The 13095-nt window shown below is 59.6% G+C and carries 15 protein-coding genes and 1 tRNA gene; 11 read left to right on the forward strand and 5 right to left on the reverse strand.

The window, feature by feature from the left end; genetic code table 11:
- The first annotated feature begins 83 nt into the window (after window positions 1–83).
- From WH299_RS15275 to murB, 8 genes are all read left to right on the forward strand, one after another.
- A complete protein-coding gene (locus WH299_RS15275) occupies window positions 84–2309 on the forward strand; it encodes a DNA internalization-related competence protein ComEC/Rec2 (RefSeq protein ID WP_339550674.1) in 2226 nt (741 codons plus the stop codon).
- A 73-nt stretch (window positions 2310–2382) separates the two neighbouring features.
- Complete coding sequence (locus WH299_RS15280; protein WP_016978182.1) at window positions 2383–3018, forward strand: MotA/TolQ/ExbB proton channel family protein; 636 nt, start codon at window positions 2383–2385, stop codon at window positions 3016–3018.
- Window positions 3015–3443 (forward strand): ExbD/TolR family protein, encoded by a 429-nt coding sequence (locus WH299_RS15285; protein ID WP_010209650.1) that lies wholly within the window; start codon window positions 3015–3017, stop codon window positions 3441–3443. The genes WH299_RS15280 and WH299_RS15285 overlap by 4 nt, the downstream gene beginning before the upstream one ends.
- A complete protein-coding gene (gene lpxK, locus WH299_RS15290; RefSeq protein ID WP_122728974.1) occupies window positions 3443–4453 on the forward strand; it encodes a tetraacyldisaccharide 4'-kinase in 1011 nt (336 codons plus the stop codon). Before WH299_RS15285 ends, lpxK begins: the two co-directional genes overlap by 1 nt.
- A 24-nt stretch (window positions 4454–4477) precedes the next feature.
- A complete protein-coding gene (locus WH299_RS15295; protein ID WP_003174668.1) occupies window positions 4478–4663 on the forward strand; it encodes a Trm112 family protein in 186 nt (61 codons plus the stop codon).
- A complete protein-coding gene (gene kdsB / locus WH299_RS15300; protein ID WP_126570890.1) occupies window positions 4660–5424 on the forward strand; it encodes a 3-deoxy-manno-octulosonate cytidylyltransferase in 765 nt (254 codons plus the stop codon). Before WH299_RS15295 ends, kdsB begins: the two co-directional genes overlap by 4 nt.
- Complete coding sequence (locus tag WH299_RS15305; protein ID WP_010209653.1) at window positions 5424–5888, forward strand: low molecular weight protein-tyrosine-phosphatase; 465 nt, start codon at window positions 5424–5426, stop codon at window positions 5886–5888. The genes kdsB and WH299_RS15305 overlap by 1 nt, the downstream gene beginning before the upstream one ends.
- Window positions 5885–6904: a UDP-N-acetylmuramate dehydrogenase gene (murB, locus tag WH299_RS15310; protein WP_339550675.1), complete on the forward strand. Its 1020-nt coding sequence runs from the start codon at window positions 5885–5887 to the stop codon at window positions 6902–6904. The genes WH299_RS15305 and murB overlap by 4 nt, the downstream gene beginning before the upstream one ends.
- 62 nt (window positions 6905–6966) lie before the next feature.
- Here the strand turns inward: murB and WH299_RS15315 are convergent, their stop codons facing one another.
- Window positions 6967–7638, reverse strand: a complete 672-nt coding sequence (locus tag WH299_RS15315; RefSeq protein ID WP_016977342.1) for a Bax inhibitor-1/YccA family protein — start codon at window positions 7636–7638, stop codon at window positions 6967–6969.
- 152 nt (window positions 7639–7790) lie between these two features.
- Here WH299_RS15315 and WH299_RS15320 point away from each other — a divergent pair.
- A tRNA-Ser gene (locus tag WH299_RS15320) sits at window positions 7791–7881 on the forward strand.
- A gap of 117 nt (window positions 7882–7998) precedes the next feature.
- Here the strand turns inward: WH299_RS15320 and WH299_RS15325 are convergent.
- Window positions 7999–9063, reverse strand: coding sequence for a tyrosine-type recombinase/integrase (locus tag WH299_RS15325; protein ID WP_339550677.1), 1065 nt, complete (start codon window positions 9061–9063; stop codon window positions 7999–8001).
- Window positions 9064–9067: 4 nt separating this feature from the next.
- The gene (locus WH299_RS15330) at window positions 9068–9304 is read right to left on the reverse strand and encodes a DUF4224 domain-containing protein (RefSeq protein ID WP_068936822.1); all 237 of its coding nucleotides are present in this window, start codon (window positions 9302–9304) and stop codon (window positions 9068–9070) included.
- A gap of 354 nt (window positions 9305–9658) precedes the next feature.
- Between WH299_RS15330 and WH299_RS15335 the strand changes: the two genes are divergently transcribed.
- A complete protein-coding gene (locus tag WH299_RS15335) occupies window positions 9659–9901 on the forward strand; it encodes a hypothetical protein (RefSeq protein WP_339550678.1) in 243 nt (80 codons plus the stop codon).
- Window positions 9902–9936: 35 nt separating this feature from the next.
- Here WH299_RS15335 and WH299_RS15340 read toward each other — a convergent pair whose 3' ends face one another.
- Entirely contained in the window at window positions 9937–10248 is a 312-nt protein-coding gene (locus WH299_RS15340; RefSeq protein WP_339550680.1) for a hypothetical protein, read from the reverse strand.
- A 493-nt stretch (window positions 10249–10741) separates the two neighbouring features.
- Here WH299_RS15340 and WH299_RS15345 point away from each other — a divergent pair, with 493 nt between their 5' ends.
- Window positions 10742–12319, forward strand: coding sequence for an HNH endonuclease (locus tag WH299_RS15345; RefSeq protein ID WP_339550681.1), 1578 nt, complete (start codon window positions 10742–10744; stop codon window positions 12317–12319).
- Here WH299_RS15345 and WH299_RS15350 read toward each other — a convergent pair.
- Complete coding sequence (locus WH299_RS15350) at window positions 12286–13077, reverse strand: hypothetical protein (protein WP_339550682.1); 792 nt, start codon at window positions 13075–13077, stop codon at window positions 12286–12288. The two genes, WH299_RS15345 and WH299_RS15350, sit on opposite strands and share 34 nt — an antisense overlap.
- Between the last annotated feature and the right edge of the window lie 18 nt (window positions 13078–13095).

The raw sequence follows: 13095 nt of genomic DNA on the forward strand, positions 1-13095 counted from the left end.
AAATTCAGACTTTGTGACAAAACATCAAAGGCCGTGCTGGGTATCCGGCTAAGACTGAGTGGATCACTTGAAAAGGATGATTCATGAGGACAGGGATGTGCGCGTTTGCGCTGGGGTTGCTGGCCTTGCGCTTTTTACCGGCATTGCCGACCACCGGTTGGCTGTTCGCCTTGCTGGTGCTGGCCTTGATGCTGTTGCCGTTTCGCACGTATCCCTTGGCTTTTTTCCTGTTGGGGCTGAGTTGGGCGTGCATGAGCGCGCAGTCGGCGCTGGATGATCGCCTCAAGCCAGTGCTGGACGGTCAGACGCGCTGGGTGGAAGGGCGGGTCAGCGGGTTGCCGCAACAGACGGACGAGGGCGTGCGCTTTGTACTGACCGACAGTCGGTCGCGTAATGCCCGGTTGCCCACGCGCATCCGGGTGTCCTGGCGTGGCGGGCCGCCCGTGCGCAGCGGTGAACGTTGGCGCCTGGCCGTCACCCTCAAGCGACCCGCCGGGTTGCTGAACTTCCACGGCTTTGATCAGGAGGCTTGGCTGCTCGCCCAGCGCATTGGCGCCACGGGCACGGTAAAGGATGGAGAGCGCCTGGCACCGGCTGCCAACGCCTGGCGCGACAGTGTGCGTCAGCGCTTGCTTGCGGTGGACGCCCAAGGCCGGGAGGCTGGCCTGATTGCCCTGGTGTTGGGCGATGGCTCTGGATTGGCTTCTGCTGACTGGCAGGTGCTGCAGGACACAGGGACTGTGCATTTGCTGGTCATCTCCGGCCAGCATATCGGCCTGCTGGCGGGGTTGATTTACGGTTTGATCGCTGGCTTGGCGCGCTATGGATGCTGGCCTCGAACCTGGCCATGGCTGCCCTGGGCTTGTGGGCTGGCGTTCACTACGGCACTGGGTTACGGCTTGCTGGCTGGGTTTGGCGTGCCGGTGCAGCGCGCCTGCGTGATGGTTGGGCTCGTGTTGTTGTGGCGATTGCGCTTGCGTCACCTGGGGCTGTGGTGGCCTTTGTTGCTGGCGCTCAATGGGGTGTTGGTCCTGGAGCCGTTGGCCAGCTTGCAACCGGGGTTCTGGCTGTCCTTTGCGGCGGTGGCGGTGCTGATCCTGGCGTTTGGTGGCCGTCTGGGACCCTGGAGCGTGTGGCAGGTGTGGACTCGGCCGCAGTGGTTGATTGCCATCGGGTTGTTTCCGGCCTTGCTGGTGTTAGGGTTGCCCATTAGCCTGAGTGCGCCGTTCGCTAACCTGGTGGCGGTGCCATGGATCAGCCTGGTGGTGTTGCCGCTGGCCTTGTTGGGCACTGCATTGCTGGCGTTGCCGTTTGTAGGGGAAGGTCTGCTTTGGCTGGCGGGCGGGGCACTGGGTGCCTTGTTCAACGGCTTGGCGTGGCTCGCCGGACAGATGCCGGCCTGGATTCCGGCCGATGTACCGCTGGGGTCTTGGTTGGTAAGTCTGCTGGGGGCAGTGCTGCTCCTGCTGCCCAAGGGCGTGCCGTTTCGTGTGCTGGGTTGGCCGATGTTTCTGCTGGCGGTGTTTCCCCCACGAGCGCTGGTGCCCGACGGACAGGTGGAGGTTACGCAGCTTGATGTCGGCCAGGGGCAATCGTTGATTTTGCGCACCCGTCATCACACGTTGCTCTATGACGCCGGCCCGCGCTCCGGCACTTTCGACTTGGGTGCGCGCGTGGTACTGCCGTCTTTGCGAAAACTCGGGGTAGCAGAGCTGGATATGCTGCTGCTCAGCCACGCCGATGCCGATCACGCCGGGGGTGCAGCGGCGATTGCCAATGGCATGCCGATCAAGCGTGTGGTGGGCGGAGAAACCGACGGTTTGCCGCCATCGCTCGGCACTCAACCCTGCTTCAGTGGCGAGCGCTGGACTTGGGACGGTGTGACCTTCGAACTCTGGCAGTGGCCGGACGCCATAAGTGGCAACGCGAAGTCCTGCGTCTTGCAGGTGCAGGCGAATGGCGAGCGCCTGCTGCTGACCGGTGATATTGACCGTGCGGCGGAACAGGCCATGCTTGCGTCACCGCTGGCGGTGCCCACCGATTGGCTGCAAGCGCCGCACCATGGCAGTCGCAGTTCTTCGTCCTGGCCCTTTGTGGAACGGCTTGCTCCGCGATCCGTGCTGATCTCGCGAGGGCGCAACAATGCGTTCGGCCATCCCCATCCACAGGTGATGGAACGCTACCAGCGGTTGGGCAGCCAGGTATATGACAGCGCCGAGCAGGGCGCCGTACGTCTGCAGTTGGGTGCTTTTACGCCCCCGGTAGTTGCGCGCAGTCAACGCCGGTTCTGGCGCGAGCGGTTACCCTAGCCAGGGCCGATGGGGTCTGTGGTCGACGCACCTATATGGTAAAGTGGCGCACTTTTTCGAGGGGACATTCACTGTGTGGGAATTGGTCAAATCCGGCGGCTGGATGATGTTGCCGATCATCATGAGTTCTATCGCCGCACTCGGCATCGTCGCCGAACGCCTGTGGACCCTTCGCGCCAGCCGCGTGACCCCCGAGCATTTGCTGGGGCAGGTCTGGTCCTGGATCAAGAACAAGCAGCTCGATAAGGAAAAACTCAAGGAGCTGCGCGCCAATTCCCCGTTGGGTGAGATCCTCGCCGCCGGGCTGGCCAACTCCAAGCACGGTCGCGAGATCATGAAAGAGTGCATCGAGGAAGCCGCCGCCCGCGTCATCCATGAACTGGAACGCTACATCAACGCCCTCGGCACCATCGCCGCCATGGCGCCGTTGCTCGGCTTGCTCGGTACGGTGTTGGGCATGATCGATATCTTCAGCTCGTTCATGGGCTCCGGCATGACCACCAACGCGGCCGTACTGGCCGGTGGTATCTCCAAGGCGCTGATCACCACGGCCGCAGGCCTGATGGTGGGTATTCCCTCGGTGTTCTTCCACCGCTTCCTGCAACGCCGCATCGATGAGCTTGTGGTGGGCATGGAGCAGGAAGCCATCAAACTGGTGGAAGTGGTGCAGGGCGACCGTGACGTGGACCTGGTTGGGGGCAAAGCGTGAAATTTCGCCGCAAGCAACGGGAAAACGTCGATATCAACCTCGCGTCGCTGATTGATGTGGTGTTTATCCTGCTGCTGTTTTTTGTCGTCACCACCACCTTCACCCGGCAGACCGAACTGCGCGTCGACCTGCCGGAGGCCGTGAGCGGTTCGCCGGCCGAGGACCAGCAAGTCAAGCAATTGGACATCGCCATCAGCGCCGACGGGGTGTTTTCGGTGAATAACCAGTTGCTCGAGAAAAACGACCTGGCCAGCCTGATGGATGCCTTGCAGAAAGAGTCCGGCGGCGACACTAAGCTGCCGCTGTCGATCAGTGCCGATGGCAAGACCCAGCACCAGGCCGTGATCACCGCAATGGACGCCGCCGGCAAGCTCGGTTTCAGCCATTTGCGCATGACCACCGTCGAGGCGGCGGGCCAACCCTGATGGCCCTGTCTGATCGTTTGCTCAAGGCCTGGTACGAGGGCCATCCGGCGCTTGCGCTGTTGCGGCCGCTGGAGTCCTTGTATCGCCGGGTGGTGCAGCGCAAGCGTGCACGCTTCCTGGCGGGTGACGGCGAGATCTATCAATCGCCGGTGCCGGTGGTGGTGGTCGGTAATATCACCGTGGGTGGCACCGGCAAGACGCCGTTGATCCTGTGGCTGATCGAACACTGCCGACGCAGCGGCTTGCGCGTAGGTGTGGTCAGTCGGGGGTATGGCGCCAAGCCGCCGCAGTTGCCATGGCGGGTCGCAGCCAGCCAGAGCGCCGAAGTGGCGGGTGATGAGCCCTTGTTGATCGTGCAGCGCTGCGGCGTGCCGTTGATGATTGACCCCGATCGCAGCCGTGCGGTCCAGGCGCTGCTGGCCAGCGAAACCCTGGACCTGATCCTCTCCGACGACGGTCTCCAGCACTACCGCCTGGCCCGAGACCTTGAACTGGTGCTGATCGACGCTGCCCGCGGCCTGGGCAACCGCCGTTGCCTGCCGGCGGGACCGTTGCGTGAGCCGGTGGAGCGTCTGCAGAGCGTCGATGCGCTGTTGTACAACGGCGCCGCCAGTGATCGAGACGATGGTTTTGCCTTTCGCTTGCAGCCCACCGCACTGGTCAACCTGCTGACCGGCGAGCGGCAGCCGGTGGATCATTTTCCAGCAGGCCAGCAGGTGCATGCGGTTGCCGGCATCGGCAACCCGCAACGTTTCTTCAATACCCTTGAAACGCTACACTGGCAGCCGATACCCCATGGGTTTGCCGACCACGCGACTTACAGCGCCGAAGTCCTGAATTTTACGCCGTCATTGCCGCTGGTCATGACCGAGAAGGACGCGGTGAAGTGCCGCGCCTTTGCCCAGCCCGACTGGTGGTACCTTGCGGTGGATGCACTGCCGTCGCCGGCGTTCGTCGCCTGGTTCGACACGCAGTTGATGCGTCTGCTGCCTGCCCGCCTTTTGCCTTAAACCGCTGCTTTCCAGGAAACACTCATGGACACCAAATTGCTCGATATCCTCGCTTGCCCGATCTGCAAAGGCCCGCTCAAGCTCAGCGCCGACAAAACCGAGCTGATCAGCAAAGGCGCCGGCCTGGCTTACCCGATCCGTGATGGCATCCCGGTGATGCTGGAAAGCGAAGCTCGCACCCTGACCACCGATGAGCGCCTGGATAAATGACCACCGCCTTTACCGTTGTCATTCCTTCCCGCTACGCCTCGACCCGCCTGCCGGGCAAGCCGCTGCAACTGATCGGCAGCAAGCCGATGATCCAGCTGGTGTGGGAACAGGCCTGCAAGAGCAGCGCCGAGCGCGTGGTAGTGGCCACCGACGACCCGCGCATCGTCGAAGCCTGCAAGGGCTTCGGTGCCGAGGCGGTGCTGACCCGCGAAGACCATAACTCCGGCACCGATCGCCTGGCCGAAGTCGCCACCCAGCTCGGCCTGGCACCGGACGCCATCGTGGTCAACGTGCAAGGCGACGAACCCCTGATCCCGCCCAGTGTGATCGACCAGGTGGCCGCCAACCTGGCCGCCCATGGCGAAGCACGCATGGCGACTCTGGCCGAGCCGATTGAAGACATCGAGACCCTGTTCAACCCGAACGTGGTAAAGGTAGTCAGTGACATCAACGGCCTGGCGCTGACGTTCAGCCGTTCGACCTTGCCTTGGGCGCGCGACGCCTTCGCCAAGCAGCCTGACGTGTTGCCGGAGGGCGTGCCTTACCGTCGCCATATCGGCATTTACGCCTACCGCGCCGGTTTCCTGCATGACTTCGTCAGCTGGGGCCCATGCTGGCTGGAAAACACCGAGTCCCTGGAGCAACTGCGGGCCCTGTGGCATGGCGTGCGCATCCATGTGGGCGATGCGCTGGAAGCACCGCCGGCCGGTGTCGACACCCCGGAAGACCTTGAGCGCGTCCGTCGCCTGCTGGGGGCCTGATGGAGGTTCTGTTTGTCTGCCTGGGCAACATCTGCCGCTCGCCCACCGCAGAAGGCGTGCTGCGCCATAAATTGCGCGAAGCGGGGCTGGCGGGGCAGGTCGAGGTCGCGTCCGCTGGTACGGGTGAATGGCATGTCGGCAACCCGCCGGACCAGCGCAGCCAGCGTGCGGCGTTGGTGCGCGGCTACGATCTGTCGGCCCAGCGTGCCCAGCAGGTCTCTCGCGCCGACTTTGCGCGCTATGACCTGATCCTGGCGATGGATCACAGCAACCTGCGCAACCTCAAGGCCCTGCAGCCGGGCCAGGGCAAGGCGGAGCTGGACCTTTTCCTGCGCCGTTACGACGCCGAAGTGGACGAAGTGCCGGACCCGTATTACGAAGGCGAACAAGGCTTTGAACGGGTCCTGGACCTGATTGAACGTGCCTGTGATTTATTGGTGATCGAATTGAAGGGGCGGTTATGACCTTGCAGGTGCTTGCGCAGGTGTCGCTCAAGCCATTCAACAGCTTTGGCATTGACGTGCGTGCCCAGCTGTTCGCCGAGGCCCGCAGCGACGATGATGTCCGTGAGGCCTTGGCCTATTCGGCCGCACACGCAGTGCCTCTGCTGGTGATCGGCGGCGGTAGCAACTTGCTGTTGACCCAGGACATTCCGGCGCTGGTGCTGCGCATGGCCAGCCAGGGCATCCGTGTGTTGCACGACGACGGCACGCAGGTGGTGGTCGAGGCCGAAGCCGGCGAAACCTGGCATCCGTTCGTGTTATGGACCCTGGAACAAGGCTTCTGCGGCTTGGAAAACCTCAGCCTCATCCCCGGCACCGTTGGCGCCGCGCCCATGCAGAACATCGGCGCCTACGGTGTCGAGATCAAGGATGTATTCGCCGGCCTGACCGCCCTGGATCGTCACACCGGCGAGTTGCGCGATTTCAGCCTGGAAGAATGCAACTTTGCCTACCGCGACAGTCTGTTCAAACACGAGACCGCGCGCTGGCTGATCTTGCGGGTGCGCTTTGCCCTGAGCCGCGCCAGCCGCCTGAAACTCGACTACGGTCCGGTGCAGCAGCGCCTGGCGGGGCAGGGGATCAACGAGGCAACACCGAGTGACGTCAGCCGCGCGATCTGCAGTATCCGCCGGGAAAAACTGCCAGATCCGGCCGAGCTGGGCAATGCGGGCAGCTTCTTCAAGAACCCGCTGGTGTCCCAGGTGCTGGCGGCTGAGCTGCAGGCGCGCTATCCGGACCTGGTGGCGTACCCGCAGGCCGATGGGCAGATGAAGCTTGCCGCCGGCTGGCTGATCGACAAGGCAGGCTGGAAGGGCTTCCGTGACGGCGATGCCGGCGTGCACAAGTTGCAGGCGCTGGTGTTGGTCAACTATGGCGATGCCACAGGGCACGATATTGCGAGCTTGGCCCAGCGTATCCAGCGCGACATTGCAGAGCGTTTCAAGGTCGATCTGGAAATGGAGCCCAACCAGTATTAAGCCCCTTCAAACAAAAATGCCCCGCATCTTTCGATGCGGGGCATTTCTTATTGCGCTGACAATCAGTCGTCGCGGCTCATGATGCCGAAGATCTGCAACAAGCTGATGAACAAGTTGTAGATCGACACATACAGGCTGATGGTCGCCATGATGTAGTTACGTTCACCACCGTGGATGATCGCGCTGGTCTGGAACAGGATGCACACTGAGGAGAACAGCACAAAACCTGCGCTGATCGCCAACTGCAGGCCGCTGATCTGGAAGAACATGCTCGCAACCACAGCCGCCAGCAACACGAAGAAACCAGCGGTGATGAAACCACCCAGGAAGCTCATGTCCTTGCGGGTGATCAGCACGTAGGCCGACAGACCACCAAACACCAGTGCGGTCATGGCAAACGCCGAGCTGACCACTTCCGCGCCGCCGGCCATGCCGAGGTAGCGGTTGAGGATCGGGCCGAGGATAAAGCCCATGAAACCGGTCAAGGCAAACGCCGACACCAGGCCCCAGGCCGAGTCACGCAGCTTGTTGGTCAGGAAGAACAGGCCATAGAAGCCGATCAGCACGACAAAGATATTCGGGTAGCCGACACGCATCTGCTGGGCCACGAACGCCATCACGCCGCTGAATGCGAGGGTAAGGGCGAGCAAGCCATAGGTGTTGCGCAACACGCGGCTGACTTCAAGCTGCTCAGCCTGCGCGTTACCATTCACTGCGTAATTCTGTTCGCGCATGGCGACACTCCTTCGGTTTTGAAACGTTCAGTCGCAAAGATCATAACAGACGCTCTGTAACAAGCGATGGCAAGAGTTTGACAGTGTGTTTCATTCGGGTATTATGGCGCCCGCTGAGACGGGATGGGCTACTATAATCCTGTGATGCACAAGGGAAATTGGCAGAGTGGTTGAATGCACCGGTCTTGAAAACCGGCGGACGTTAATAGCGTCTCCAGGGTTCGAATCCCTGGTTTCCCGCCAAGATTCAAACGAAAGCCCCGCACTAGCGGGGCTTTTGTGTTTCTGGGGTTTGACGATGCTTTCAGTTAAACACCTAATCGTTTCCGCATCATTTCAGGCAGTTTCCGCAACTCGATGTCAGCGGGTCGGTTTCACGATCTCCCCGACACGCCTGTAAACCGTCTCGGTTATGCGTTTGTCGGTGTGCCCCAGCAGTCGGCTGGCATCACCCAGGTCCAGGATTTCGCTGGCCGCTTTCGGGCGGATGTCACGGAACTGGAACTGCCGAATACTCGCGGCCAACACCCCATCGCCTGCGCCCCTGGCGATGACGATTGCCTTGTCGCGCGCATCGTCAAAACGCAGTCGCAGCATGTGCTTGGTCACTTGCCTCCCGTCCTCCGTGACGATCAGATAAGGGTTTCGAACCCCTCGCGCGCGTCTCTGCGCAATCAGGCGCTCAACCAGCATGCCCAAATCATTCAGCGCACCGGCGGCCGTCAGGCGGATCCGCAGCTTCTTGGACGTCTTGCCTTGGGATACCTGCAGGAACTCGTTAACCACGTCGGCCTCCCGCATTGACAGCGTGTCAGCCGGGCGCTGGGCAGTCAGGTATGCCAGATCCATTGCATCGCGCAGCTCTGAGGCTGCCACCGCGTATACGGCGCTCCAGATTTCCTCGTTGGCGTAGAAGTCGCGCGGCGCCTCTTTGTTCTTGCGCACACCGGCGGCGGGGTTGGCCTCAGTCAGTCCCCACTCGCGTGCGATGTTGTAGATGTGTGACAACAGGGAGATCTCCCGGTTGGCTCGAACCTTGGCGGTGCGACTGTCGCGGTACTGCGCAATAATCTGCGGCGTAACCGCATCGATAGGCGCGTCACTGAACACATTGCGCAGCTGTTTCAGGCTCAGTCGGTTATCGCTTTGCGTTTTGGGCGCCTTGCCCGGGATGATCTCCCGTTCGTACCGGTCAAACACTTGGCCCAGCAGAGCGTTCTTCTTCGGTACCGGCTTGCAATCAAGCTTTGCCCATTCAGCCTTGGCGATGTCCAAGTCACCCCCGAGCGGGATCTCTACCCGCTTCCCGTCTTCATTCCTCCCGTCGTAGTAGTACCCAACCCACTCTTTACCGCCTTTCAGCGTGCGCACGCGCCGAATCATTCGCGGCGGCAGGTCCCTGTTCGCCGCCTTTTTTGCTCGCATCGATTTATCCTACTTTTGACAGATCCAGTGACCAGGCTTCGGCCGCGACATTCTCTGCTGATGGTTTTACGCCTGCCAGTTTCATGCGGGCGTAGACGCGGCCTACTACAGGTCGGCGCGCGCGGGTCAGCACATACTTCCAGCCGTTTCGATTGAGCCAGGCGATCTGGCCTGACGGGATCATGTAACCGGTGATTGCCGCGATCTCTTCCTCGGCAAGGGTTTCGCTTTGAATTTCCATAGTGGTGTCCTTGCCGCGCTGGGCGGCAGAAAGTGGCCCACCGCTTTGCGGCAGGCACTTGTGCTTTAATGAGAAAAATTCTTATAGGTGGCGCGAAATGGATAAGGCGTTTAGAAACCCTTTGTTTTTAACTGGGATCCCGTTGGTAATCTGCGGCATTGCGATCACTGCGCCAGCCCTGTGGATTACCGGTTTGGTTTTGATGGTTTGTGGGTTGGCGAAGAGCAAGAAACAGCCTTGATGCTCACCGGCAGGCATGCAGGGGGATGGAGTAATGGCGTTTTGCCTAGATATCTGAGTTGCTTTGATGGGTGTAAAACAGGGAATCAACCCATTCACTTGCCAGGAGGGCGTGTGTCACACCAAATAGATGTTCCGATTGCCCACGCATATCGGGGTCACACGATGTTCCTCAAGTTCGACTGGCGACGCCCGAACGATGACGCCCCTGTGGCGGCCAAGATCATCGAGCCCGCTCCAATCGACGGCTTGGGCGAAGTTGCCGCTGTACTGGAAGGGCCATGGCCTGATTATCCAGCGGCACTGGGCGAAGCTATGGCCGCTGCTGAGCGCTGGATCGACAGTCAACAGCCTTAAGCCGGCTCACCGGCAGGCATGTAGGGGGATTTGGGTTAGGGGTTCTTGCGTTCTGGCGGGGAGGGCGGGAATCCAAAGTAGTGCCGCCGCTTACCGGTGTAGCCGCATTCGCTGCAACCCGCGGACGCACCACAACTGCAACCACCTTCGCAACCACAGCTGCACCCGGAGCAATCCAAGGTGCACCAGCTTTCCTGCTCTACCTCGCCTTCCTGGCTGATCGAGTAGTTGATTCGGCGGTCTAGGCGAAAGCTGGTGATCTTTTCTGCATCCTCATAGGTCGCCGGTACCGCGCGGAAACCATACTGGGCGGTAGGGTCATCCACGAAACGTCGAACAGTTCTCATGGCCTTGGCCCCTTATAGATGAACACGTAGGCGAGCCAGAGGGTGGCGATCATGGCTTTGCCTCCGCTCGCGATTTGTGCAGCTGCTGGATTCGGTAGTCTTCGGCGGTTCGGGAGCAGCCGCCACCCTGACACCCGTGCTCATGACAGTACGTCTTGTTGCATATGGCGCGCATGCCGGTGCCGCCGCAGTAGTCGCAGTTGTCGCCGGTATGAGTCGGGCATCGGTAGACTTCGCCGGGCGGTCCATGCCTATGCAGGCGGGCCGGCAACATTCCGGTACCAGCGTCCGGTACGCTTTCTTCAGTCACGACTTCGTCCTTGCCGCTATAGCGGCTGACTTTGAAGGGGGAGGGATTACGGGTAGATCAGTGCGTAGCGCTGAATTTTTTCAATTGCACCATGTAAGGATTAGCGCATTACGTATTGAGAGGTGTGTGTGTCGAAATGCCACCATCTGCTTTAAACTCTGTTTCTCATCGGAGAGAGCAAACATGGACGCACATAAGCTTGAAACCCTGAAGCAACAAGCGGAGCTCATCGCTCGTGAGCAGTTTGGTGCAACTTCATCGGCTGAGATCGAGTCGATTCTTGCCGTGCTGTCGTACGAGCAAACACTGCTCCAGAAACATGGGAAGCGGCAGCCAGCTGCTTATACATGGAGGATGCTGAAAGAACATGGGATTGTTCCGGGCGTCGAGAGAGTGGTTACCCGTGAAGCAGAAACGCAGGGCTACAGAGCTCTAGTGGGCCTTGGTTTACAGGATTTCGCTTTTGAAGCCGTTGTAGTTAGGCATCCTGATTTTTTTTCCTCAGAAGCGGTAGAACATTCGGCATCGCGCCTACGAGACTTTGAGGACGCGGTAACCTCCCGGCACAAATTTTGGTGGGTGAACCATAAGCAGACATTTAAGGCTGAGTTTGAAGGTGGCTACATTTGGTCGCCGAAAACCAGTAAAAATGGTGCCCGCAACAAAACTTACGACAACTTGACCCAGGTGGAGCCGGGGGATGTTGTGGTGTCCTACGCGGATGGCCTGATCAAAGCGGTTGGCATAGCAATCAGTAATTACGCGGAAGCGCCGAAGCCTGAAGAATTTGGAACGATTGGGGAAAGCTGGGCTGCTACAGGGTGGTTGGTGTCGGTCAACTGGGTCGCATTAACTAGTCCGATTTCGCCTAAAGCTAACATCGACAAAATCGTAAAACTTTTGCCGAAAAAAAATTCACCTCTTCAGTCAAATGGTAACGGTAACCAGGGTTGCTATCTGGCGGCCATTTCAGTTGCATTGGGTAACGTAATTTTTGGCTTCTTGGACGCCCCTGATTTGGAAGCGGTAATTGCAACGCAAGCCTTAGTTTCTGTAGACGGAACTGGGCTGGCAGGCAATGTTCGCTTGCCGGCGGAAGAGTTACGCAAGGTTACTGCTGAGTACATTTGGAAAGCAGTCCAATATCTCCTTCAAGGTGTCCTGGCAGAAGATTTTGGACCCTCTATCGACTACGACCTGTTAGTTGATGCGAATGCCAGACTAGCTCCCAAGCAGGTCTTCGGCCTCGCTGCAACGGAAGCGTTGGGATTCAAGGTGATGCCCAAGCATTTTACTGCGGGAAAGGGGACCGTCTGTTTCGAGCTGTTGGAAGCTGCGGGTTACAAAATCATCCCCAAAGGTGAGCAAGTCGAGACGCTCGAAATACCCATAGACACCGAGGGTAGGGAGTGGGCCGAGGGCCAAGTCAAGCTGGTGTACCACCTGAAACGTGAACGATCACCGGGTCTTTCTAAAGCCAAGAAAGCTTCATTTATCAAGAAGCATGGTCGGCTATTCTGCGAGGAGTGCGGAACAGATCCTGTCGAAGCGTATGGCGATTTTGGGGTGGCTTGTATTGAAGTTCATCATGAAGCGATCCAGGTTGCAGATATGGGGGAGCAGCACAAGACAACCCTAGACCAATTGCGATGCCTGTGTGCCAACTGTCATCGTGTTCTGCATCGCAAATTAAAGGCTCAGATTGTTCACTCTACACCAGCTAACACTCAGCCCGACATTATTTCCGCAGCGCTCGGTTGATAGTCGGCTTCAGCCATCTCGCAAAAAAAAGAGCAAGCTGGTAGTGCCTCGTTTCGGCGGGGTTTACCAGGAGGAAGGGCACGTAGAGAGAATCGGATATTGGTCTTGCGGTCGCGATGCAGGTACGAGCCTGGGCCAAGTTCATCCTGAACACGGCAAAGCTCTTCAAATTGCTCCGGGAAGTCTTCGCGGATCGCTCGAAAATAGCCTTCGCCACCTTTCACGCAGCCGATGCAGTTAGCGTTGTCGTAACCCAGGCGATACATCAGCGGCAACTCGATCCCTGCGCGCTGGATCATCGCCTTGCAATCCTCTTTACCCAGACCCGCGTCAATCAGCGGGGCAATAACAGGCCGATCAGGGTTTCGGTCTCGGAAGTCATCTAGGCGGTCCACCTCTTCGGCGGTATAGCCGAACACCATAACGTCGCCCGGTTGTTTCCAAGCATCGAGCAGGCGGCGTTTCAGTAGCTTGGTGCAGGGTGCACCATTGCGACCCTTTATGAATCGCTCGCGCCGGAAAACCTGAATGATGTCCGCACCGTACTTCTCGTCGCGCAACTGCACGATCTCTTGTCCGAACCACTCCTGGCAGTCCAGCAAGAACCGCCGGTTATCTTCATGCTCGTTTGCCAGAAACGCATTGATGATCTGCACGTCGTGTGTCGCGCTGTACTGCGACAATGCCAGCTTTGTGGCCACCGCCGAGGCAGCGCCGCAGCTGAACTGGCAAACGATTCGTGGTCGTTGTGCGGACATAGGGGATCCTCGCCGGTA

This window comes from Pseudomonas sp. MYb541 (assembly GCF_037479595.1).
Classification (GTDB): Bacteria; Pseudomonadota; Gammaproteobacteria; order Pseudomonadales; family Pseudomonadaceae; genus Aquipseudomonas; species Aquipseudomonas canadensis.